Source organism: Streptomyces sp. SL06 (assembly GCF_058244745.1).
The window spans coordinates 956,403-977,816 of sequence record NZ_JBSYOT010000002.1 but is presented as its reverse complement, the minus strand read 5'-3'; the positions used below and the strand labels follow the sequence as shown (position 1 = coordinate 977,816).

Below are 21,414 nucleotides of genomic sequence, written 5' to 3'. Positions count from 1 at the left end.
GGGACCCCTTTCGCCCTCCTGCGGGGGGCCGGTTGCCGCTCAGCGGCCGAAGCTGAACCAGTTCACGTTCACGAAGTCGGCCGGCTGGCCGCTGCTGAAGGTCAGGTACACGTCGTGGGTGCCCGTGACCTGGCCGATGTTCGCCGGGATCGTGCGCCACGACTGCCAGCCGCCCGTGTTGCCCACGGCGAAGCTGCCGACCGGCGTGGCGCCGCGGCTGTCCAGGCGTACTTCCACCAGACCGCTGACGCCGGTGGGCGCACCGCTGGCCACCCGGGCACTGAACTGCGTCGCAGGGCTCGAACCGAAGTTCACGCCCTTGTACTGGGCCCAGTCGCCGTTCCCGACGGCGCCGAGGTTCTGGCCGCCGCCCGAGTCGGAGGTGGCCTCGGTGACGGTGCCGGACTGGGCGTCGTACGACTCGGCCTCGATGACGCCGTACGCGTCGCGGTTGCCGCCGGCCGGCGGCGGTGTGGTACCGCTCCCACCGGCGGTCAGCACCTGGACGTAGTCCACGAGCATCGAGTGGCCGGGCTGGGTGCCGCCGTCCGGGCCGCCGCCGAAGGCGTCCGGGAAGCCGCCGCCCATCGCCACGTTGAGGATGATGAAGTAACCGTGGTTGGTGGCGTTCGCCCACGTCGCCGCGTCGACCTGGTTGGCCCGCACGGTGTGGAAGTTGTTGCCGTCGACGTAGAAGCGGATCTCCTCGACGCTCGTCGAGCGGTCCCACTCCACCCCGTAGGTGTGGAAGCCCGCCTGGCAGGTGGCACCGGGACACGCGGTGCTGCCGCCGATGCCGCTGGTCTCGTTGCAGGGGCCGCCCGGCGAGGTGCCGCAGTGCATCGTGGCCCAGACGGTGTTGAGGCCCTGGGTGTTCTCCATGATGTCGATCTCGCCGACACCGGGCCAGTTCCAGTAGTTGCCGCGGTAGGGGGAGCCGAGCATCCAGAACGCCGGCCAGTAGCCCTTGGCCGCGGCCCCGGTGACGTTCGGAGCCTGGACGCGGGCCTCCACGCGCAGCTTGCCGCCGGCCGGGGGCTCGAAGTCGGCGCGCCTGGTCTCGATGCGGCCCGACGTCCAGTTGCCGGCGCCGTCGCGCTGCGGGGTGATGCGGAGGTTGCCGCTGCCGTCGAGCGAGACGTTGTTGGTGGACGACGTCATCGTCTCGATCTCGCCCGTGCCCCAGTTGGCAGGTCCGCCGGGGTACGAAGTACCGGTCGCGTACTGCCAGTTGGAGGTGTTCACCCCGGATCCGGCCGGCCCGTCGAAGTCGTCGGCGAAGACCTGCGTCCAGCCGGAGGGGGGCGGGGGAACGGTGGCGTTCGCGGACGGCCCGGTCACGGCCGCGGCGGCGGCGAGGCCGAGCGTGCCGACGACGGCCACCAGGGCCCGGCGCAGCGGCCGGCGTCTGGGCGGGTTGCCGGAGGTCTCTCTCATGTGGGGTCGCCTCTCGAATGCGGGGGTGGGAAGCGTGGTCACGTCTCTGAGAGCGCTCTCAGAATGCGGCCAATGTGCTCCCGGACGCACCGGCCGTCAAGAGGTGAAGCCGAGAAACTCCTTGCGTCACAAGGGAGTTCACCCCGCGAAGGATGCGAATGTGCCGAAGTGTGCGGCCGTCACGGGGTCATGAGCCGCCGGTCCTTCGGCCACTCGCCACCGCGTGGCTGCGCCCGGCGCGGCGGCAGCCGGCCGGTGAGGTGTTCGGTGAGTCGCCGTGGCGGGCGTGTCATGATCGGCGGGAGGCGGGGGTGCGGCCGGGCGAGGGAAGGGTGTGGGCGTGAGGCTGACGATTCTGGGCGGCGGCGGGTTCCGGGTGCCGCTCGTGTACGGGGCGCTCCTCGGGGACCGCGCCGAGGGACGCGTGACCCACGTCGTGCTCCACGACCTGGATGCGGCCCGGCTGTCGGCGGTGACCCGGGTGCTGGCCGAGCAGGCCGCCGGGGTGCCGGACGCCCCCGAGGTGACCGCGACGACCGATCTGGACGAGGCGCTGCGCGGCGCCGACTTCGTGTTCTCCGCGATCCGCGTCGGCGGCCTGGAGGGGCGGGCCGACGACGAACGGGTGGCGCTCGCCGAGGGCGTCCTCGGGCAGGAGACGGTCGGAGCTGGCGGCATCGCGTACGGACTGCGGACGGTCCCGGTCGCCGTCGACATCGCGCGCCGTGCGGCCCGACTGGCGCCGGACGCCTGGGTCATCAACTTCACCAACCCGGCGGGCCTGGTCACCGAGGCCATGTCCCGGCACCTCGGCGACCGCGTCATCGGCATCTGCGACTCGCCGGTCGGCCTCGGCCGCCGCATCGCGCGCGTGCTGGGCGCCGACCCGGACCGGGCCTGGGTCGACTACGTGGGCCTCAACCACCTCGGCTGGGTCCGCGGCCTGCGCGTGGCCGGCCGCGACGAGCTTCCGCGGCTGCTCGCCGACCCGGCGCTGCTCGGTTCCTTCGAGGAGGGCCGGCTCTTCGGCCCCGAGTGGCTGCGCATGCTGGGCGCGATCCCCAACGAGTACCTGCACTACTACTACTTCAACCGGGAGACGGTCCGCGCCCACCAGGAGGCCGACCGGACCCGCGGCGCGTTCCTGCGCGACCAGCAGGCCCGCTTCTACGAGGAGCTGCGCAGCCCCGACGCGCCGGCGCTGGCGGCCTGGGACCGTACCCGTACCGAACGCGAGGCCACCTACATGGCCGAGAACCGGGAGAGCGCGGGCGCGGGCGAACGCGAGGCCGAGGATCTGTCCGGCGGGTACGAGAAGGTGGCGCTGGCGCTGATGCGGGCCGTCGCGCGCAACGAACGCACCACCCTGATCCTCAACGTCCGCAACCGCGGCATGCTGTCGGTCCTCGACGCCGACGCCGTGATCGAGGTCCCGTGCCTGGTCGACGCGGACGGCGCCCACCCGGTGTCCGTGGACCCGCTGCCGGGGCACGCGACCGGCCTGGTCTGCGCGGTCAAGGCCGTCGAGCGGGAGGTACTGGCGGCGGCCGGGACGGGCTCCCGCGCGAGTGCGGTGCGCGCCTTCGCCCTGCACCCTCTCGTCGACTCGGTCCATGTCGCCCAGCGCCTCGTCGACGGCTATACGGCGGTCCACCCGGGCCTGGCCTATCTGAGGTAGGCCCGCGGCCGCCCTACGCGGGAGCCCCCGTGGCCGGGTCGGGTGCGGGGACGCCCAGCGGACGGACGGCCGACGCGGTGAGCGGGCCCGCCGGGGACATGGCCGGGGACGGGGACGGGCACGCAGAAGGGGACGCCGGGGACGCAGGCAGGGACGCGGGCGGCGTCGGCATCGGGGCGAGGTCCGTGCGCTGGTGGGGCAGGGGCACCGGTCGCAGGGGACGCGGGCCCGACACCACCGTGTAGTCCTGCCCCAGGAACGGCGGCTCCAGCTCGCCCGGGTCGTCGCCGAGGGCCAGCCGGACGGCCGCCCACGGCATGTTGAGCCCGCACAGCGCCAGCTGGTGCAGGCCGCCGGCCGGGCGGGTGTTCACGTCCATCAGGACGGGCCGGTCGCCGTACATCCGGAACTGCACGTTGGACAGGTGGTGCAGCCCGAAGGCCTCGGCGATCCGCCGCGCCGGCGCGAGCCACTGCTCGTGGAGCGTGAAGCCCCGGCGCCGGCCGTGCTTGGTGCGGCCCACGGCCAGCCGCACCCGGTTGTCCGGCCCGGTGAGGCAGTCCACCGACACCTCCGGCTGCTCAAGGCGCGGCATCACCAGCCAGTCGACCGGCTCCTCGGCCGCCCGCAGCGCGTCGACGACCAGGGGCAGCGGCACGGAGGGGCTCGGAAAGCCGCTCAGGTGCGCGAGCGAGAAGGGGTCCCGGGTGACCATCCGGAAGCCCACGCCACCCGCACCGGACGCCGGCTTGAAGCACGCCCGGTGTCCGTTCGCCTCCAACTCCTCGACCGCGAGGACGAGTTCGTCGGCCGTGCGGACCCGCCACCACGGCGGCACCGGCACCCCGATCGCCCGTACCGCCTCGTAGGCGATCACCTTGTCGTGGAAGACGGCCACCGCCTCCGGCGGCGGTGCGAGCAGCGCCGTACCCACCGCCTCGAACTCCGCGCGGTGGGCCACGATCGCCGCCTGGTACAGCCGGGGCACGAACACGTCGATGCCGCGCCGCACGCACTGGTCCAGGGCGTACTCGACGTAACCGGCCGGTGACAGGCCCTCCGGTTCCAGGTCGGCGGTGTCCGCGGCGGCCAGCACGGGGGAGTCCGGGTCGCCGTGCGTGGCATGGATCTCCACGGCCCGGTCCGCGGGATTCCTCCGCAGCTGATCCATGAAGAAGACGTTCTCCGCGTACGTGCGGTTGAGCCAGACGCGTACGGGAGACACCATGCAAGCCGCCTTTCGGGGTTCGCGGGCAGGGCGGAGCGGGCCGTGCCCGGCCAGGGGGATCGAGGGACACCTGGCCGCTCTGCGCGAAGGGAGAATCGTGGCGGTGGTGTTGGGGCGATCATAGGGGTACCCGCGCCTCCGAGTGCAACGAGCACGTTACGGATCCGCGGGGACGGCGCCGGTGTGGCCCCGGCATGCTGGTCAGGCGGTGCCGGAGCGCCCTTGAGACCGGGGCGGGGATGTGATCTCGTGGCGGCGGACGCGTGTCCGGAAGAGGTGGAGAATGACGTTCGACGGCCGGTACTCGGGGGCAGCTGTGGGCCATCAGCGACTTGCACATCGGATACGCGGAGAACCGCGCCCTGATCGAGAAGACACACCCCGAGTCCGAGGACGACTGGCTCCTGGTGGCCGGTGACGTGGCGGAGACCGTCTCCGACATCCGCTGGGCCCTCGGCCTGCTCGCGGGCCGCTTCCGGAAGGTCGTCTGGACCCCCGGCAACCACGAACTGTGGACACACCCCAAGGACGAGGTCACCCTCCGCGGGGCCGCCCGCTACGAGCACCTCGTCGAGATGTGCCGCGAGCTGGGCGTGACGACACCCGAGGACCCCTACCCGGTGTGGGAGGGAGCGGGCGGCCCGGCGGTCGTCGCACCGCTGTTCCTGCTCTACGACTACTCGTTCCTGCCGGCCGGCTGCGCGACCAAGGACGAGGGGCTGACGTACGCGCACGGCACCGGCGTCGTGTGCAACGACGAGTTCCTGCTGCACCCCGACCCCTACCCGAGCCGCGAGGACTGGTGCCGGGCGCGGGTCGCCGAGACCGAGCGCAGGCTCGCCGCGCTCCCGGCGGACCTGCCGACGATCCTCGTCAACCACTACCCCCTGGACCGGCACCCCACCGACGTCCTGTGGTACCCCGAGTTCGCCATGTGGTGCGGCACCCGCCTGACCGCGGACTGGCACCGCAGGTTCCGGGTCGACACCATGGTCTACGGGCATCTGCACATCCCGCGGACCACCTGGCACGAGGGAGTGCGTTTCGAGGAGGTGTCGGTGGGCTATCCCCGTGAGTGGCGCAAGCGGACCGGGCCGCCGGGACAACTGCGCCGCATCCTGCCGTCGGCCTCGCGCGAGAAGGTGGCCCGTTGATCGAGGAACTGCTGCCCGACACCGTCGCCGCCGTGGAGGCACACGGCCACGACGACGCCGGACACCTGCCGCTCTACCCCGAGGAGGAGGCACTCGTGGCGCGGGCGGTCGCCAAGCGCCGCCGGGAGTTCACCGTCGTACGGTCCTGCGCCCGCCGGGCCATGGAGAAACTCGGCGTGTCCGCGCAGCCCGTGCTGACCGGCGAGCGCGGGGCGCCGCGCTGGCCGGCAGGGCTGGCGGGCAGCATGACCCACTGCGACGGCTACTGCGCCGCCGCCCTGGTCCGGCTCACCGACCTGGCCTCCCTCGGCATCGACGCCGAACCCGACGGACCGCTGCCGGACGGTGTCCTGCCCAGCGTGTCCCTGCCCGCCGAGGCGGAGCGGCTGCGCCGGCTGGCAGGGCAGTGGCCCGGCGTCCACTGGGACCGGCTGCTGTTCAGCGCGAAGGAGTCGGTCTACAAGGCATGGTTCCCCCTCACCGGAAAGTGGCTCGACTTCATGGAGGCGGACATCCAGGTCTCCGTGGACCCGGGCGACCCCCGCCGCGGCACCCTGCACGCCGCCCTGCTGGTGCCGGGCCCGACGGTGGGCGGCAGGCGCGTGACCCACTTCGAGGGCCACTGGACCGCCCAGAAGGGCCTGGTCACCACGGCCTTCACAGTGCCACGCTCCTGACACCGGACCTGACACCCGGCAGGGCCCCACGGCCTCACGGACGTGGGGACCGGCTTCCCAGCATCCGGAAGAAGACCTCCTCGTTCCCCGCGAGGCCCGCGGTCTCCAGCGCCCGGTCCGCCTCGGCCAGGACGGAGGGCGGGACGACGGGCGGGCGAGCGGCGTCGGGCGCGGTGTCGAAACCGGCCCGCACGGTGTGCAGGAGCCGCAGATAGGCCTGAACGGCGGTGCGCTCGTGATCGGTCAGCACGGCGGTGGTCATCGGTCGGCTCTCCCCACAACGACGTCAGCGGTCACGCGCCCCCGCACGGCGGCGGCACCTTCCCAGCTTGCCGCCCACCACTGACAATCCGGCCGAGCCGCGTCACGACTCGGGCCGTTTGACGCCTTCCAGGAGCATGTCCAGCCACTCGGCGACCTTGTCGCGGTGCTGGTCGGTGGGGAGTTGAGCGGCACGCCAGGCGATGCCGCGCACGCCGTGGTCCTGCAGCAGCCGCTCCAGCGGGTCGTCGGCGGGCGCCGCCGCGGCCCGCTCCCGGTCGGCGAGCTGCTGGAGCAACTCCTGCTCGGTGTGCTGCAGAGCGCCCGCGAGGGCCTCGGAGTCCTCCGCGGTGAGGAATCCGGCGTGCACCCGGAAGAAGCGCTGGATGGCGTCGCAGTGCTCCATGGTGGGCCGCCGGTCGCCGTTGATGAGGGCGCCCGCCTGCTGCCGCGACATGCCGGCGCCGTCGGCGATCTCCTGCTGGGTGTACTTGCGGCCGTTCGGCTTCAGCCGGGTGCGGCGCAGCAGGTCGAGGCGTTGCACGAACCGGTTCTGCACATCGGGCTCACCCGCCGGCCGGCCGCCCAGCAGGGCCCCGACGACGGACTCGGGGACGCCGGAGGCGGCGGACAGACGGCACACGTCGAAGACCTCGCAGTGCGGCACGTCGAGCCGGTCCGCGAGGGCGGTCACCCGGGCGACGACGGCGGGCAGCACGGCGTTCGGCATGGCACCCGGATCCTCGAAGCCACCCGTCACCGAAAGCTCTCCTACGTCTCTCACAGGCCTCACAGGCTTCTCACAAGCGGTCGCCGTGAACTTCCCGGAGAGTAGCCTGCCGCTCGAACTCACATCCAGGTCTCGCCACAACTGTGGCCTATTTCAGCCGTCAACAGGCACGAAATGCCACGATAGTTGACACACCTCGCGTCGGGGCACCAGGATCGGGACGCCGCGAGAAGGCCGCATAGGGCAAGAGGGGTGACCTCCCGATGGCATTTCAGGCAGGAGGGCGGCGGCCGGTGCCGCGGCCCGCCCCCGCGACCCCCGAGGCCCAGGCGTATCTCCAGGACTACACCGCGCTCCTGGAGGCAGTCCCCTTTCCCTCTCTCGTCGTCGACCACCGCTGGGACGTGGTGCTGGCCAACGCCGCCTTCCGGACGCTCTTCCGGGGCGCAGGTCCCCATCCGACCGCCATGCCGGACGACAACTTCCTGCGCTTCGTCCTGTTCCACCCGGACGCGTCCGCCGTCCTCGGGGAGCACGAGTCGAGCTGGTGCCTGCCCATGCTGGCGCACTTCGCCGCGGCCCTGGAGCGGGCCGGTCACGATCCAGGACTGCAGGCCGTCCGCCGTGACATCGCCCAGGACCCGATCATGGAGGCCGCCTACCGCCAGGGCCTGCCGCACTGGATCCGCGCCGTCGGCGTCCGAGCCGTCGAACACGACGGTGCCGTACGGTCGTTGCACCACCCCGACCCGCGCCGGGGCACCACCGAGTGCCGGGTCGTCGTGGAAACCCCGAGGGCGCTGGAGGAACTGGGCTACACACGCCTGACACTGGTCCTGCGCGAACCGCGCCGCCCCCCGCACCGCCCACCCCGCGCCCGGCACGCCCACTCCCACCTGCGGGTGGTCCCCACCGCCGAGTGAGCGTCGGCCGCGAGCGGTTGGGACCGCGGGGCCACCGCGGAGCGGCATCCCCGATGTGACCAGGGGTGCCGCGCGACCTGCGCCGACGAGCCCGGGACGCGAGGTCGCCAGACCTTGATCACTTCACCGCGTGTCGGATGCGAGACCTGCCTCACGACGGCGTACGGAACGTGGCGGCCGACCGCGAGCCACCGGCCCGATCGGCGAACAGCACACGCCGGTGACCCGTCCGGTGTGGGCGGTCGCCCGCCCACGGGTGCGCAACGTCTCCAAACCCCGCACCGGCGGGGAGCCTCAGTCCTCGCTCCCCGCCGGGTACGTCTGCCTCGGGGACGTTTTGCAGTAGCCGGGATGGATGAGAACCTCGCCCGCGCCCGTCGGTGAGTCGGGCACCACCCGCTCGGGCTTGCCCTCGATGGGCTCATCGCAGCGTGCACAGATCGTCACGGGGTCCTCCTGAGAGCCTGGTGGTGGTCCGCGAGGGCGTTCGCGGTGCGGGCCATGCGGACGGCGACGGACAGGCGCAGGACGTCGGTGTCCCCGTCGCCGAGGCGGAGCCTCATCCGGGCCTCACCGAGGCACGCCGGCGCGCACGCCCGGGGCACGTCGTTCACGGGCAGCGTCTCGGCGAGGGCCTCCACGGCAGGAATGAGGCCGGCGATGGTCTCGCGCAGCGTTGCGGTCATTGCCGCGAGTTCCTCGCGCGCGGGCGGTTGGGTGCCGGTGGCGAGGAGCCGGCGGGCCGTGGCGCGCACCGTGGCGATGTCCGGCGGGGCAGACGATCTCCCCGTCCGGGCTGCGGCCGGAGTTGTGGCGTTTGCCATGTCGACGCTCCTGTCAGCGGTGGCCACGCCCCGGGGCGCTCGCGCGGTCGCCGGGGTTTTCATGATCAAGCCAGCTTCCTGCGTCGAGCCCTTTCGTACGATCCCCCAGCGGTAATCTCACGGTGGGATGATTTCCCATCTCGTCGTGATGCCGGGGGATGCGCCATGTCGTCGACCGCGTTGTTACCGATCGACCTTCCCGACTGGGCCTGGGAACGCGCCGAGGTGCGCCGGGCCCTGCGAGCGCGAGACATGGGAGCGGTGTTCCGCCACGTCCAGCAGTACGCCGGCGCCAGCCAGGCCCGTATCGCCACGGCCGCCGGAATGACCCAGGCCCGGGTCAACGAAATCATCAATGGTCGCCGTGAAGTCTCCCGGCTCGATGTGTACGAGCGGATCGCCGATGGCCTGCGCATGCCCGACGATGCCAGGCATCTGCTCGGTCTGGTGGCGTCCCGGGAGAAGCGCTCCGGCGGCCCGGCCTTCGACCTCGCGGCCTTCCCCGAGGTGGTGCGGGTGTACGCCGCCCAGCGGGCGGCAGCAGAGGAGATCAAGCAGCAGGCGCGCGAGGCCCGCGAACTGGACGTGCTGGCCGTGCGGGGGCTCGGGCTGATCGGCCTCAACGACAGTCTCCTGCGGGCATGCCTCCCGCGTGAGCGGGGTGGCAAAGGGCTGCACGTGAGAGTTCTGCTGCTGGACCCCGACTCGTCGGCACTCGCCCACCGCGCAGCCGAAATCGGAGAATCCGCGGAGTCCCTCGCAAGCGGTATCCGCCTGGCCGAGGCACGGCTGAGGGAATTGGCCAGCACCTGCGCCGTCAGCGTGTACCGGTACAGGATGCTGCCCACCTGGCGCTTGATCCGCATGGACTCCACCTTGTTCGTCAGCGCGTTCGACGCCGGATGGGAGGGGCACGAGTCCGCCACCTACAAGGTGATGGAGACGCCGCACGGGCCCCTCTTCAGAGGGTTCAGGCGCATGTTCGACGCGATCGCCGACGAGGCCGAGCGCACGGTCTGAAAGGGAAGGGAACGGCGTGATCGAGGCGGAGCTGAAGGCTCGGGTGCACGCGCCCGAGGAGGTCGTGCGGCGGCTCGGTGAGCGGGCGACCGCCCGTGTCGAGGTGTATCAGGACACGTACTACGACCGGCCGGACCGCGGGCTGGACGAGGCGGGCCAGGAGTTGCGCATCCGTACGGTGCACGGCGCGGACAGCACCCGCACGCTGTTGACGTACAAGGACGCGGCGGTCGACGAGGCGTCCGGGTCGAAGCCGGAGTACGAGACGGCCGTCGCCGACGCGCAGGCGGCGCACGCGATCATTCAGGGGCTCGGCCACGTCAAAGTGATCGCGTTCGAGAAGCGGTGCCGCAACTACGAGTTCGAGGCGCGCGGCCGACGGATGCTCGCCACCCTCGTTCGAGTCCCGGAGATCGACGGCACCTTCCTGGAGATCGAGACCCTCGTTGATGAGGCCGACGTGGACGCGGCCCTGAGCGATGTCCGGTCGCTGTTCGCCGACCTCGGGATCGCCCCGGAGGATTTGACACGCGAGACCTACACGAGCGCCGTCGGGGCGCGGCGGGCCTGACTCCCGGACATGACGGAGGAGAAGCGGGGTCGCTGTTACCGGTGCCCAGGGCCCGCCGCACTGGATCCGCGCCGGTCGTTGCACCACTCCGCACCGCCCACTCCCACCTGCGGGTGGTCCCCACCGCCGAGTGAGCGTCGCAGACCTCGGGCGGCGGCGGGGCCGACGGGATTCGAAGCCGTGGACAGGAGGGGCAGGGCCCGCCCGGTTCCCGTCAGCCGGCGTGGACGGGGCCTCGCCCACGCCGGTCGCAAGGGGCCGCTCTGCCACGGCCCCGCAGCCTCGGGTACCGCGCGGTCCCGCTCCGGCCGGCGTAGGGACGCCACTTGAGCGGCGCGAGGAGTTTTCCCGCACGGTGCGGTCGCCCCGCCGCGTCTACAGCCGTGTGAGCTGCCCCCGCCCCGGCTGCTCCGGAGCAAGTAACGGGCCCGTCCTGCCCTGCGACCCCGCTTCCGGGGCCGGGGGCCGCGGTGTTTGGCGGCTGAGTTGGATCACGCCCCAGGCGGCCAGTGCCGCGCCGAGGAGGGCGAGGAGGACGCCGGACGGGCCGCCCCGCAGGCGTTCGCCGAGCAGGGAGAGCCCTATCAGCGCCGCGGCCACCGGATTGGCCAGCGTGACCACCGCGAGCGGGGCGCCGAGACCGCCTCGGTAGGCCGTCTGCGACAGCAGCAGCCCGCCCGCCGCGAAGGCCGCCACCAGCACGGCCACCCCGATCACCTGGGCGCTGAGCAGCGGGCCCGAGCGGTCCGTGGCGGCGACCGTGACGGTCTGGGTGAGCGCCGAGGCGACCCCGGAGGCGATGCCGGACGCCGTCGCGTGCCGCAGCCCCGGCCGGGCGCCGGGCCACGACAGCATGCCGATCAGCGCCGCCGTCGCGCCGGACACCGCCAGCGCCTCGGGCACGCTCAGCACGTCGTCGGGCGCGGGCCCGGACGCGGTGAGGAGCAGCGCGCCCAGCCCCAGCAGCGTCAGACCGGTGCCCCGCCACTCCACCGCGCTCACCCGCCGGCCCGCCAGCCGCGCCCCCAGGGGCACCGCCGCGACGAGGGTGAACGCGCCGAGCGGCTGGACCAGGGTGAGCGGACCGTACTTGAGGGCGACGACGTGCAGCAGCGCGGCCGAGGCGTTGAGCGCGACCGACCCCCACCAGGCGCCGGCGGCCAGCAGCCGCAGCGCGCTCGCGCCGGAACGCCGGGCGGCCAGCCGTTCCTGGGCGACGGCCGCGGCGGCGTACGCGCAGGCGGAGACCAGGGAGAGCAGGACGGCGACGAGGGCGGCGCTCACCGGCCCGCCCCGACCAGCGCGTGCCGCTCCGCCGCCGCCCGCCGCCGGAGGTCCGGCCGGCGCCGGACCACGGCGCACCGCGGCCCGTGCGGCGGGCGGATCACCGCGAGGGCGAGGCCGAGCAGGGCCGCGGCCACGATCACGTCCAGCCAGTAGTGGTTGGCGGTGCCGACGATCACCAGCAGCGTCGCGAGCGGATGCAGCAGCCACAGCCACCGCAGGCGCGACCGGGTCGCGACGATCAGGCCGATCGCCAGCATCAGGGCCCAGCCGAAGTGCAGGGAGGGCATCGCCGCGAACTGGTTGGACAACTGGTCGGTGCGCGGCGGTCCGTACACCGAGGGGCCGAACACGCGGGCCGTGTCGATCAGGCCGGTGCCGCCCAGCATGCGCGGCGGGGCGAGCGGATAGAGCAGGTGCAGTACCAGCGCGGCGCCGGTGACCGCCGCCAGCACCCGGCGGGCCCAGACGTAGTGCGCCGGGCGGCGCAGGTAGAGCCAGGCCAGGAAGGCCAGGGTGGCCGGGAAGTGGACGGTGGCGTAGTAGGTGTTCGCCACGTGTATCAGCGTGTCGCCGTGCAGGAGCAGGGACTGCACCGAGCCCTCGTCGGGCAGCCGGAGCCCGCGCTCCCAGTCCCACACGTGGTGGGCGTTGCGGAATGCCTCGGCGGTGTGCCCCGTCGCCAGTTGCCGGCCGAACTTGTAGACGAGGAACAGTCCGGCCACGAGCAGCAGCTCACGGACGAGCGGTGGGCGCGCGGGCGTGTCGGGCCTCGCTCGCGCATGTGGTGCAGGCTCGCTGCGGGCATTCATCCCCCGGCCCCTTCGCTGAAAGTGGTGCGTGCGGCTCACAGGTACGGGGGCGTGTGACGGTTGTCATCGATACGGCCTCGTTCCGATACGGCAGTGTACCGATACGCTTGAGTACCGGTACACTGCCGTATCGATAGACATACGCCACACTGGTGGTGCGGGACCGAGCGAATGCCCGCACCCCACCCCGGACCCCATGGGGACGAGCAGAAGGAGAGCGGAGCCGATGACGTTGCAGGCCGCGGACCGACCGGAACCGGTCGGCACCCCGCGCCGCTCCAAGATCACGCCCGAGCGTGAGCAGGAGTTCTTCGACGCCGTGCTCGAACAGATCCGGGCCTGCGGATACGACGCCGTCACCATGGAGGGCATCGCCGCCAGCACCAGGTGCAGCAAGTCCACGCTCTACCGGCAGTGGAAGACCAAGCCGCAGTTCGTGGCCGCGGCCCTGCGCTCCCACCGCCGGGTGCGGTTCTCCGGCATCGACTCCGGCTCGCTCGCCGAGGACCTGCGCCAGGCGGCCCGGATAGCGGGGGAGTGGTCCGGCAAGGACACCCTGCTCCAGGCGCTCGGACACGCGGTCATGCAGGACCCGGAACTCCAGGGCGCGTTGCGCGAGGCGCTCGTCGACCCGGAGATCGCCGCGCTGCGCGAGATCCTGCGCCGCGGCGTCGAGCGCGGCGAGGTCGCCGAGGACCATCCGGCGCTGGAGTACGTACCGGCGCAGATGTTCGGCGTGCTGCGGATGCGGCCCGTCGTCGAGGGCGAGTACGCCGACGCGGAGTACCTCGTCCGGTTCGTGGAGGCCGTCGTGCTGCCGGCCCTCGGCCTCCCCTGAGACTCAGGCCGCCGTCCACGGGATGACTGGACGGTGGCCTGCCCGCGCCGCACCGTGGGGACGGGGGCGGCGCGCACCACCGGCCGGGTGGGGCACCCTTTGAGCGGAAGGGCGCCTCATCCGGCCGACTGCTGTCCGGGCCGCTCAGAACGTCCTGCCCGCTGCCGCCCCCGCCGGAACTCACCTCGATGCCCTCGGTGATCTCGTCTATCACCGACTGCCGCTGGTCGGCGTCGACGCCGAAGCGGACGACGACGATCTGCTCGGGATCCGCGGGCGACGGGAAGGCGAGCGACTCGACATAGCCGTCGGAACCCTCGGCGGTGACCGCCTTCCAGCGGACCAGATAGCCCTTCTGCCCGGCGACGGTGACCGCCTTGGAGGCCAGTTCCTCGTGCGAGCTGATCTCGCCGTAGGCCTCGCCGCCGTACGACTCCTCGGCGTTCGCCCCGATGTCGGCCTTCGCGACCTCCTCGGCGGTGTCGCCCCTGGTGCCCAGCACCACCGCGGGCGCCGAGTACGCGCCGCCCTTGGTGCAGGACTTGGAGGTGTCGCCCGGACACTTGTAGGTGTCGTCGGAGGTCACCGAGGCGCCGATCGTCAACTGCTGCCCGGACCAGCCGTCCGGGATGGGCAGGCTGATCCCGGCGACGGGGTCCGGCACCGATCCGCTGTCGATCGTGGGCGGTTCCGACTCGCCCGGGGAGTCCGGCGCGTCCGGTGCCGGCGACTCGCCGCCCTCGCCGCCGCCCGGCGCGCCGAAGGGGTCGCTCTGCCCGCCGGGAGAGCGCCGGTCCTGCTGCGAGGCGCCCGCGCTGTCGCCGCCCGAGCCGTCGTCGGCCAGCACGTACACGCCGACACCTATGCCGGCCAGCACGGCCACGGCCGCCGCCACGGCTATGCCGGTACGCAGCCGGCGCCGCCGCGCGGACGGCGGATCGCCGGGAAGCCCCGGATAACCCGGGTGCACGGGATACGCCCCGGGCGCGGCGTCGTACGCCGGCGGCTGCGCGGGAGGACCCCACGCGGCGGCCGGCCCCGCGGAGCGGACCTGGTCCGTCCATGTCCCGCCGTCCCACCAGCGCTCGGTGGCGGGACCGTCATTCTTCTGTCCGGGGTCCGGGTACCACCCGGGAGGAGTCGCCTGCGTCATGTGCCCACCGTATGAGGCCTCGGTGAAAGCCGGATGAGAGGCCTGGCCGGAACGCGCCCACCCGGACGGCCCGCGGGCACGACGAACCGGCGGGCACCGGCCGACGCCACCGCCGCCGACGGATCCGCCGCGTCGATCCGCGTTTTACCGCATGTCACCCGCCACGGCAACTGCTCGGCGGACCGCACACCACTCTCGGGACCGGAGGGCTAGGCTCAACACCTGTACGTCATTCGGGCGACTTGGGGAGGTAGCGGGATGACGGAGGTACGGCGGACGGCCGCCGCCTCGGCCTCCCTCTGGGAGCGTGACGAGGAAGTCGCCACCATCACACGGGCGGTCGACACCCTGTGCGCCGACCGCTCGTCCCCCGGCAGCCTGCTGGAGGCCCGCGGCGAGGCCGGAGTCGGCAAGACCGCCCTGCTCGCCGAGACCCGCCGCATCGCCGAGGCCCGGGGCTGCACCGTCTGGTCGGCCCGCGGCGGCGAGACCCTGCGCTCCGTTCCCTTCAACGTCGTACGCCAACTCCTCCAGCCGGCACTGGTGTCCATGCTCCCGGAGGAGGCCCGCGAGTACCTCGGCGACTGGTACGGCATCGCGGGCCCCGCCCTCGGCATCGCGGACCCCGGCGAACGGCAGGCCGACCCGCAGGGCGTGTGCGACGGCCTGGTCGCCGCCGTGCGCAGGCTCGCCCGCCGGGAATGGCCGCTGGTGCTGCTGATCGACGACGCGCACTGGGCCGACCAGGAGACCCTGCGCTGGCTCGCCGCGCTCGCCGAACGCCTCGATGAGACCTCCGTCCTGGTCGTGATCGCCCGCCGCCCCGGCGACATCAGCGGCGACAGCGCCCGCCACCTGGACGCGGCCGCCGCCGTGGGCCGGCCCCTCGCCCCGCTCAAGGCCCTCAGCCCCGACGCGACGGCCGGGCTCACCCGCGCCACGCTGGGCGGCCACGCCGACGCCCCGTTCTGCCGCGAGGTGTGGGCCGTCACCGGCGGCAACCCCTACGAGACCGTCGAACTCCTCGCCAGGGTCCAGGACAGCGAGCTGGAACCGGTCGAGTCGCAGGCCGCCGAACTACGCGCGCTGAACCGCTCGGCCCGCGGCGGCGGCCTCGTCGCCCGCCTGGAGCAACTCGGCGTGGACTCCACCCGGTTCGCCTGGGCCGCCGCCATCCTCGGCGGCGGCATCACCGTCGACATGGTGGCCCGGCTCGCCACCCTCGACCGCGACGACGCCGCCCGCTGCGCCGAGTTGCTGTGCAACGCCCGCATCCTCTCCGCGCCCGACCTCCCGGCCGGGCAACCGGCCCGGGACGACTTCGAGTTCGTGCACCCGCTGATCGCCACCGCCGTGTACAACTCCATCCCCGACGCGCTGCGCACGGCGATGCACGGCATAGCGGCCCAACTGGTCACCGACTCCGGACTCGGCGCCGCGGCGGCCTCCCGCCATCTGCTCCGGGTCTATCCCGACGACGACCAGGAGGTCGTGGACCAACTGCGCGAGGCGGCCCGCGAGCACCTCGCCGTCGGAGCCCCGGACGCCGCCCGCCGCTGCCTCGAACGCGCGCTCCAGGAACCGCCGTTGCCCGACACCCACGCGCGGGTGCTGTTCGAGCTGGGCTGCGCCACCCTCCTGACCGCGCCCGCCACGACCATCGGCCATCTGCGCACCGCGCTCGTCATGCCGGGCCTGGACGGCGAGCAGCGCGTCGACGCCGTCTTCCGGCTCTCCCAGGCACTGCTCCACAACGACCAGTTGGAAGAGGCCGTGCGCACCGTCGAGGCGGAGGCCGCACGGAACCCGGAGCCGTCCGCGCGGCTGCGGCTCCAGGCCGCCCAGTACATGTGGGAGGGCATCCACGCCGGCGAGACCTCCTCGCCCCGCCGCTCCGCGCGCCTCGCCGAACTCGCCCGCACCTGCACCGGCCGCGACAACGCCGAGCGCGCCCTGCTCATCCTGCGCGGCTTCGACGCCATGACCCACGGCGAGAGCGCCGAGGAGGTCGTCGAGCTGTGCGACCGGGCCCTCGTCAACGGCCGCCTCGCACCGGGACTCGGCTGGACCGACACCGAGTGGGGCCTGGAACTGCCGATGATGCTGGCCAGTTCCTACGCCTACACCGACCGGCTCGACCGCGCGGAGGCACTGTTCACCGAGGCCCTGCGCGCCTACGAGACCGCGGGCTGGAACGGCGGCCACCTCGCCCTCGCGCACGCCTACGTCGGTCTCGGCCACCGCAGGCGGGGTCGGCTCAGGGAGGCCGAGGAGTCCCTGCGTGAGTCACTGCGCATCGCCGAGCGCGTCGGCCGCGGACTTCCGCTGTACTGGTCCGCGACCTGCAATCTGATCGACACCCTGCTCGCCCGCGGCCACGCCGAGGAAGCCCGTCGCCTCGCCGACCAGTACGGCTTCGCCCCGCCCTACCCGTCGACGATCGTGCTGCCCGACCCCCGCTCCGTACGCGGGCGGTTGCTGCTCGCGACCGGCCGCACCAAGGAGGGCGTCAACGAGCTGGAGGCCGCCGAGAAGGCAGCGGCCGCGCGGGGCCGGCACAACCCGGTGGTGGTGCCCTGCGCGACCGACCTCGCCCGTGCCCTCGCAGGCGAGGACCCCGGCCGCGCCGCGCGACTCGCCTCCGACGCCCGCCGCCAGGCCGAGCGCTTCGGCACGGACACGGCGATAGGAGAGGCCCTGCGCTGCGCCGCCGCGCTGGAGACCGGCCAGCGCGCGGTCCGGCTCGCCGCCCAGGCCGTCGCCTATCTGGAGGCCTCACCCTGCCAGTACGAACACGCCGCCGCCCGTGTGGAGTACGGCATCGCGGCCCGCTCGGCGGCCGAGCTGAACCGGGGCCTGGCGCTGGCCGACTCGTGCGGCGCCGACGGACTGGTGGCCCGCGCCCGCGAGGCACTGGCGGTGGGACACCTGGGCTGAGACCGCCCCGGCCCGCCGCAGCCCGCTCACCCCGCGGTGCCGTCCTCCTCGGCCAGCACCCGCTGGGCCGCCGCGAACGCCGAGTTGGCCGCTGGCACCCCCAAGTACACGGCCGTCTGCAGCAGTACGGCGCCGATCTCGTCCGGCGTCAGCCCGTTGCGCCGCGCCGCCCGCACATGCATGGCCAACTCCTCGTAGTGGCCGTGCGCGACCAGCGCCGTCAGCGTGACCATGCTGCGCTCGCGGCGCGAGAGCGTCTCGTCGGTCCAGATCTCGCCCCACGCGTAGCGCGAGATGAAGTCCTGGAACCGGGCGGTGAACGGGGACTGCCGCCCCTGCGCCCGGTCCACGTGCGCGTCGCCCAGCACCTCGCGCCGCACCGCCATGCCCCGCTTGGCGCCCCCGTCGAAGTGCGCCCGCAGAGCCGTCAGCACCGCCTCCGGGCGCTCGGCCGGCGCCAGATGCGACGCACCCGGGATCTCGGTCAGCGTCGAGCCCGGCACCGCGTCGGCGATCTCCCGCAGATGCGCGGGAGGCGTCGCCGGATCCTCGCGACCGGCGATCAGGAGTGTCGGCACGGAGATCCCGCCGAGCCGGTCCCGCAGGTCGAAGGCGGCGAGGGCGTCGCAACAGGCCGCGTACGCACCGGGATCGGCCTCCCGGTGGTCCCGGACCAGCCGGGGCACGGTGAACCCCGGTGTGAACCAGCGCTCGTCGGCGCTCTCGGCCAGCGTCGCCAGCCCCTCCGCCCGTACCAGCGCCGCCCGTTGCTCCCAGGGCCCCGCACCGTCGAAGTGCGCCGACGAGCAGATGACGGCCAGGGACGACACCCGCCGCGGATGGTGCACGGCCAGATGCAGGCCCACCGCGCCGCCCAGCGACACCCCGGCGTAGGCGAACCGCTCCACCCCGAGGTAGTCGGCGAGCCCGAGCACCAGGCCGGCGAGATCGGCGACGGTGGCGCCAGGCCCGACGAGTTCCGCCGCCGAACCGCCGTGCCCCGGCAGGTCCCAGCGGATCACCCGGTGCCCGATGGACAGTTCGGGCGCCACCGGGTCCCACAGGGCGTACGAGGTGCCCAGCGAGGGCCCGAGCAGCAGCGGGGGAGCGGAGCCGGGGCCTTCGGTCAGGTGGTTGAGGATGGTCAAGGTCGCTCCAGGGCTCGGTCGGTCAGGGCTCCCGCGGAGCCGGTGTAGCGGGCCGGGTCGGTGGGCGGACCGAGGTCGACATCACGCAACTCCGGTACTTCGGCCAGCAGTTCGCGAAGACTCCGGTCCTCGGCGTAGGCGCGCTCCGCCAGTTCGGTGAGCAGCGCCCCGGCGCGGGCCCGCCCGAGCACCGGCGCCAGTTCCACGGAGAGCCGCTCGGACACGATCAGCCCGTGGGTGAGGCCGAGGTGCGCGCGCATCGCCTCCGGACGCACCCGCAGCCCCTCGGCCAGTCCGGCGGCGTCACGCGCCGCGCCGGCGGTCAGCCGCAGCAGGTCCCGCAGCGGTTCCCACTCGGCGTGCCAGGCCCCGGCCGGCCGCTCGTCCTGCGCGACCAGCGAGCCGTACAGGGTGGCCGCGAGCTGCGGCGCGCGCAGGGCGGCCGCCGCGATCAGCGTGGACCGTACGGGATTGGCCTTGTGCGGCATCGCCGAGGAGCCGCCGCCGCTGCCCTCGGCGACCTCGGCGATCTCGGTGCGCGACAGCGTCAGCACGTCCGCGGCGAGCTTGCCGAGCGCCCCGGCGGTGAGGGCGAGGCAGCCGGCCAGGTCGGCGACCGGAGTGCGCAGCGTGTGCCAGGGCAACACCGGCTCCCGCAGCCCCAGTTCACGGGCATACGCCGCCGGCAGTTCGGTGGGGTCCGTCGCGCCCCAGGCCCCGAAGGCGGCCAGGGTGCCCGCCGCGCCGCCGAGTTGGGCGGGCAGCGTGTCGCGTACGGCGATGACCCGGTCGCGCGCGTCGAGCACCAGCGAGCGCCAGCCGGCCGCCTTGAGCCCGAAGGTCGTCGGCACGGCGTGCTGGGTGAGGGTCCGGCCCGGCATCGCCGTGTCCCGGTGCTCGGCGGCCAGCAGGGCCAGCGCCCGCTGCGTACGGGCCAGATCGGCGAGCAGCAGGTCCAGGGTGCGGACGGCCACCAGCATCGACGCCGTGTCCATGATGTCCTGGCTGGTCGCCCCCCGGTGCACGTACGGCCCGTACTCCTCGCCGACCGCCCTCGTCAGGTCGGCCACCAGTGGGATCACCGGATTCCCGCCGCCGCGGGCGCGCTCGGCCAGGGAACGCGGGTCGAAACGGTCCGGGTCGGCTGCCTCGGTCACCGCTGCCGCCGCCCCGGCGGGGGCCAGCCCCAGCCCGGCCTGGGCCCGGGTCAGCGCCGCCTCCGCGTCGAGCAGGGCCCGCAGCCAGGCGCGGTCACCGGTCGCGGACGCGGCAGGCGAGCCCGCCCAACCGGGGGCGAGCAGGCTCGTATCGGCGTCGGCGTCGGCGTCGGCAGGTGATGTCACTGGAACTCCAGGAAGACCGTCTCGCCCTCGCCCTGAAGGCGGATGTCGAAACGGTACGTCCCCCTGCCCTCGTCCTCGGCGATCAGCGTGTCGCGGCGCTCCGTGTCCACCCGGGACAGCAGCGGATCGGCGGCGAGCACGGCCGGGTCGTCGGGCAGGTAGATCCGGGTGAACAGGTGCACGAGCAGCCCGCGCGCGAACACGCACACACTGACGTACGGGGCGTTCCGCCCGCGGGCCCCGGGGCGCAGCGTCCGCGCGTACCAGTGGCCGTTCGCGTCGGTCTGGATGCGGCCGAAGCCGGTGAACTCCACGCCGTTGCGGCCGAGGAAGTCGCCGGAGGCCGGGTCGCGGCGCATCGAGCCGTCGGCCGTCGCCAGGTTGCCCTCGGTGTCCGGTCCCCACAGCTCCAGGAGCGCGTCCGGCAGCGGACGGCCCTCGCCGTCGTACACGTACCCGTGCACGGTGATCGTGTCCGGATGCCCGGCGGGCGCTATGTCCTCGCCGCCGCGGAAGGGCAGCGCGTACCCGTAGAACGGGCCGACCGTGTGCGACGGCGTGGGCAGCACGTTCTCCGGCCTGCTGGTGTCGGTCTTCGTCATGGCGGGGTCAGCGTCCTTCTTCGATCCAGGTGGCATGCGGGCCGTCGAGCACGATGTCCCAGTGGTAGCCGAGCGAGAACTCCGGCACGGACAGGCTGTGGTCGTACGTCGCGACCAGCCGCTGCCGGGCCGCGTCGTCGGTCACGGACTGCAGGATCGGGTCGTACGGGAACAGCGGGTCGTTCGGGAAGTACATCTGCGTCACGAGCCGCTGCGTGAACGCCGAGCCGAACAGGGAGAAGTGGATGTGGGCCGGGCGCCAGGCGTTGAGGTGGTTGCGCCACGGGTACGGGCCCGGCTGGACGGTGGTGAAGCGGTAGAAGCCCTCGTCGTCGGAGAGGGCGCGGCCCACGCCGGTGAAGTTCGGGTCCAGCGGCGCGTCGTGCTGCTCGCGCTGATGCGCGTACCGCCCGGCCGAGTTGGCCTGCCAGATCTCCACGAGCTGCCCGCGCACGGGTTTCCCGTTCCGGTCGAGCAGCCGTCCCGAGACGGTGATGCGCTCCCCGATCGGCTCTCCGGTGTGCTGCCGGGTCAGGTCGTTGTCGATCTCGGTGATGTCCCGTTCCCCGAAGGCGGGCGAGGACAGCTCCACCAGCTCCGGGTCCTTGGTCACGTCGATGGGGACCGGCGGCTGCTTCGGGTGGCGCAGCAGCGAGGAGCGGTACGGGGCGTAGTCGCGGCGCGGATGGTGCTCGACGGGCGCGCCGTCGGCGACCCGCTTCTCGTAGGCGGCGTGTTCGGCGGCGATCTCCGCGTCGATGTCGGCTTGCGTGAGAGTCATGGGAGTTCCCGTG

Annotated in this window: 20 protein-coding genes and 1 pseudogene; 8 read left to right on the top strand and 13 right to left on the bottom strand. The window is 73.3% G+C overall.

Annotated elements, in window-relative coordinates:
• Window positions 1-39 precede the first annotated feature (39 nt).
• The gene (locus AC4IHM_RS04345; protein ID WP_490865757.1) at window positions 40-1,437 is read right to left on the bottom strand and encodes a glycoside hydrolase family 16 protein; all 1,398 of its coding nucleotides are present in this window, start codon (window positions 1,435-1,437) and stop codon (window positions 40-42) included.
• A 340-nt stretch (window positions 1,438-1,777) separates the two neighbouring features.
• On the opposite strand from AC4IHM_RS04345, the gene AC4IHM_RS04340 reads away from it, so the two are divergent.
• The gene (locus AC4IHM_RS04340) at window positions 1,778-3,115 is read left to right on the top strand and encodes a 6-phospho-beta-glucosidase (RefSeq protein WP_490865756.1); all 1,338 of its coding nucleotides are present in this window, start codon (window positions 1,778-1,780) and stop codon (window positions 3,113-3,115) included.
• Between the two features lie 13 nt (window positions 3,116-3,128).
• Here the strand turns inward: AC4IHM_RS04340 and AC4IHM_RS04335 are convergent, their stop codons facing one another.
• Entirely contained in the window at window positions 3,129-4,343 is a 1,215-nt protein-coding gene (locus tag AC4IHM_RS04335; protein WP_490865755.1) for an ATP-grasp domain-containing protein, read from the bottom strand.
• A 332-nt stretch (window positions 4,344-4,675) separates the two neighbouring features.
• On the opposite strand from AC4IHM_RS04335, the gene AC4IHM_RS04330 reads away from it, so the two are divergent.
• Together AC4IHM_RS04330 and AC4IHM_RS04325 are read left to right on the top strand one after the other, a co-directional pair.
• Entirely contained in the window at window positions 4,676-5,497 is an 822-nt protein-coding gene (locus AC4IHM_RS04330; RefSeq protein ID WP_490865754.1) for a metallophosphoesterase family protein, read from the top strand.
• Entirely contained in the window at window positions 5,494-6,174 is a 681-nt protein-coding gene (locus tag AC4IHM_RS04325) for a 4'-phosphopantetheinyl transferase family protein (protein ID WP_490865753.1), read from the top strand. Before AC4IHM_RS04330 ends, AC4IHM_RS04325 begins: the two co-directional genes overlap by 4 nt.
• A 34-nt stretch (window positions 6,175-6,208) precedes the next feature.
• On the opposite strand, the gene AC4IHM_RS04320 is transcribed toward AC4IHM_RS04325, so the two are convergent.
• Together AC4IHM_RS04320 and AC4IHM_RS04315 are read right to left on the bottom strand one after the other, a co-directional pair.
• Entirely contained in the window at window positions 6,209-6,436 is a 228-nt protein-coding gene (locus AC4IHM_RS04320) for a hypothetical protein (protein ID WP_490865752.1), read from the bottom strand.
• 102 nt (window positions 6,437-6,538) lie between these two features.
• Window positions 6,539-7,195: a helix-turn-helix domain-containing protein gene (locus AC4IHM_RS04315; protein WP_490865751.1), complete on the bottom strand. Its 657-nt coding sequence runs from the start codon at window positions 7,193-7,195 to the stop codon at window positions 6,539-6,541.
• Window positions 7,196-7,428: 233 nt separating this feature from the next.
• Between AC4IHM_RS04315 and AC4IHM_RS04310 the strand changes: the two genes are divergently transcribed.
• Window positions 7,429-8,088 carry an MmyB family transcriptional regulator gene (locus AC4IHM_RS04310; RefSeq protein WP_490865750.1) on the top strand — a complete coding sequence of 220 codons (660 nt, stop codon included), beginning with the start codon at window positions 7,429-7,431 and terminating at the stop codon, window positions 8,086-8,088.
• A 294-nt stretch (window positions 8,089-8,382) separates the two neighbouring features.
• Here the strand turns inward: AC4IHM_RS04310 and AC4IHM_RS04305 are convergent, their stop codons facing one another.
• Both AC4IHM_RS04305 and AC4IHM_RS04300 read right to left on the bottom strand, forming a co-directional pair.
• Complete coding sequence (locus tag AC4IHM_RS04305; protein WP_490865749.1) at window positions 8,383-8,535, bottom strand: hypothetical protein; 153 nt, start codon at window positions 8,533-8,535, stop codon at window positions 8,383-8,385.
• A complete protein-coding gene (locus tag AC4IHM_RS04300) occupies window positions 8,532-8,912 on the bottom strand; it encodes a DUF6415 family natural product biosynthesis protein (RefSeq protein WP_490865748.1) in 381 nt (126 codons plus the stop codon). Before AC4IHM_RS04300 ends, AC4IHM_RS04305 begins: the two co-directional genes overlap by 4 nt.
• Before the next feature lie 165 nt (window positions 8,913-9,077).
• Here AC4IHM_RS04300 and AC4IHM_RS04295 point away from each other — a divergent pair, with 165 nt between their 5' ends.
• Together AC4IHM_RS04295 and cyaB are read left to right on the top strand one after the other, a co-directional pair.
• Window positions 9,078-9,932, top strand: coding sequence for a helix-turn-helix domain-containing protein (locus AC4IHM_RS04295; protein ID WP_490865747.1), 855 nt, complete (start codon window positions 9,078-9,080; stop codon window positions 9,930-9,932).
• Between the two features lie 16 nt (window positions 9,933-9,948).
• Window positions 9,949-10,503: a class IV adenylate cyclase gene (cyaB, locus tag AC4IHM_RS04290; RefSeq protein WP_490865746.1), complete on the top strand. Its 555-nt coding sequence runs from the start codon at window positions 9,949-9,951 to the stop codon at window positions 10,501-10,503.
• Window positions 10,504-10,878: 375 nt separating this feature from the next.
• On the opposite strand, the gene AC4IHM_RS04285 is transcribed toward cyaB, so the two are convergent.
• Together AC4IHM_RS04285 and AC4IHM_RS04280 are read right to left on the bottom strand one after the other, a co-directional pair.
• The gene (locus AC4IHM_RS04285) at window positions 10,879-11,787 is read right to left on the bottom strand and encodes a DMT family protein (RefSeq protein WP_490865745.1); all 909 of its coding nucleotides are present in this window, start codon (window positions 11,785-11,787) and stop codon (window positions 10,879-10,881) included.
• Window positions 11,784-12,599 (bottom strand): phosphatase PAP2 family protein, encoded by an 816-nt coding sequence (locus AC4IHM_RS04280; protein ID WP_490865744.1) that lies wholly within the window; start codon window positions 12,597-12,599, stop codon window positions 11,784-11,786. Before AC4IHM_RS04280 ends, AC4IHM_RS04285 begins: the two co-directional genes overlap by 4 nt.
• Before the next feature lie 226 nt (window positions 12,600-12,825).
• Here AC4IHM_RS04280 and AC4IHM_RS04275 point away from each other — a divergent pair, with 226 nt between their 5' ends.
• Window positions 12,826-13,437, top strand: coding sequence for a TetR/AcrR family transcriptional regulator (locus tag AC4IHM_RS04275; RefSeq protein ID WP_490865743.1), 612 nt, complete (start codon window positions 12,826-12,828; stop codon window positions 13,435-13,437).
• 148 nt (window positions 13,438-13,585) lie between these two features.
• Here AC4IHM_RS04275 and AC4IHM_RS04270 read toward each other — a convergent pair.
• Window positions 13,586-14,590, bottom strand: a pseudogene (locus AC4IHM_RS04270) (DUF2510 domain-containing protein); the annotation flags it as partial.
• Window positions 14,591-14,848: 258 nt separating this feature from the next.
• Here AC4IHM_RS04270 and AC4IHM_RS04265 point away from each other — a divergent pair.
• Entirely contained in the window at window positions 14,849-17,527 is a 2,679-nt protein-coding gene (locus AC4IHM_RS04265) for an ATP-binding protein (protein WP_490865742.1), read from the top strand.
• Between the two features lie 26 nt (window positions 17,528-17,553).
• Here the strand turns inward: AC4IHM_RS04265 and pcaDC are convergent, their stop codons facing one another.
• From pcaDC to pcaH, 4 genes are read right to left on the bottom strand one after another with little or no spacing between them, the layout of a single operon-like run.
• Window positions 17,554-18,675, bottom strand: a complete 1,122-nt coding sequence (gene pcaDC, locus AC4IHM_RS04260; RefSeq protein ID WP_490865741.1) for a bifunctional 3-oxoadipate enol-lactonase/4-carboxymuconolactone decarboxylase PcaDC — start codon at window positions 18,673-18,675, stop codon at window positions 17,554-17,556.
• Window positions 18,672-20,018 carry a 3-carboxy-cis,cis-muconate cycloisomerase gene (gene pcaB, locus AC4IHM_RS04255; protein ID WP_490865740.1) on the bottom strand — a complete coding sequence of 449 codons (1,347 nt, stop codon included), beginning with the start codon at window positions 20,016-20,018 and terminating at the stop codon, window positions 18,672-18,674. The genes pcaDC and pcaB overlap by 4 nt, the downstream gene beginning before the upstream one ends.
• Complete coding sequence (pcaG, locus tag AC4IHM_RS04250) at window positions 20,015-20,620, bottom strand: protocatechuate 3,4-dioxygenase subunit alpha (RefSeq protein ID WP_490865739.1); 606 nt, start codon at window positions 20,618-20,620, stop codon at window positions 20,015-20,017. Before pcaG ends, pcaB begins: the two co-directional genes overlap by 4 nt.
• 7 nt (window positions 20,621-20,627) lie before the next feature.
• The gene (pcaH, locus tag AC4IHM_RS04245) at window positions 20,628-21,401 is read right to left on the bottom strand and encodes a protocatechuate 3,4-dioxygenase subunit beta (RefSeq protein ID WP_490865738.1); all 774 of its coding nucleotides are present in this window, start codon (window positions 21,399-21,401) and stop codon (window positions 20,628-20,630) included.
• Between the last annotated feature and the right edge of the window lie 13 nt (window positions 21,402-21,414).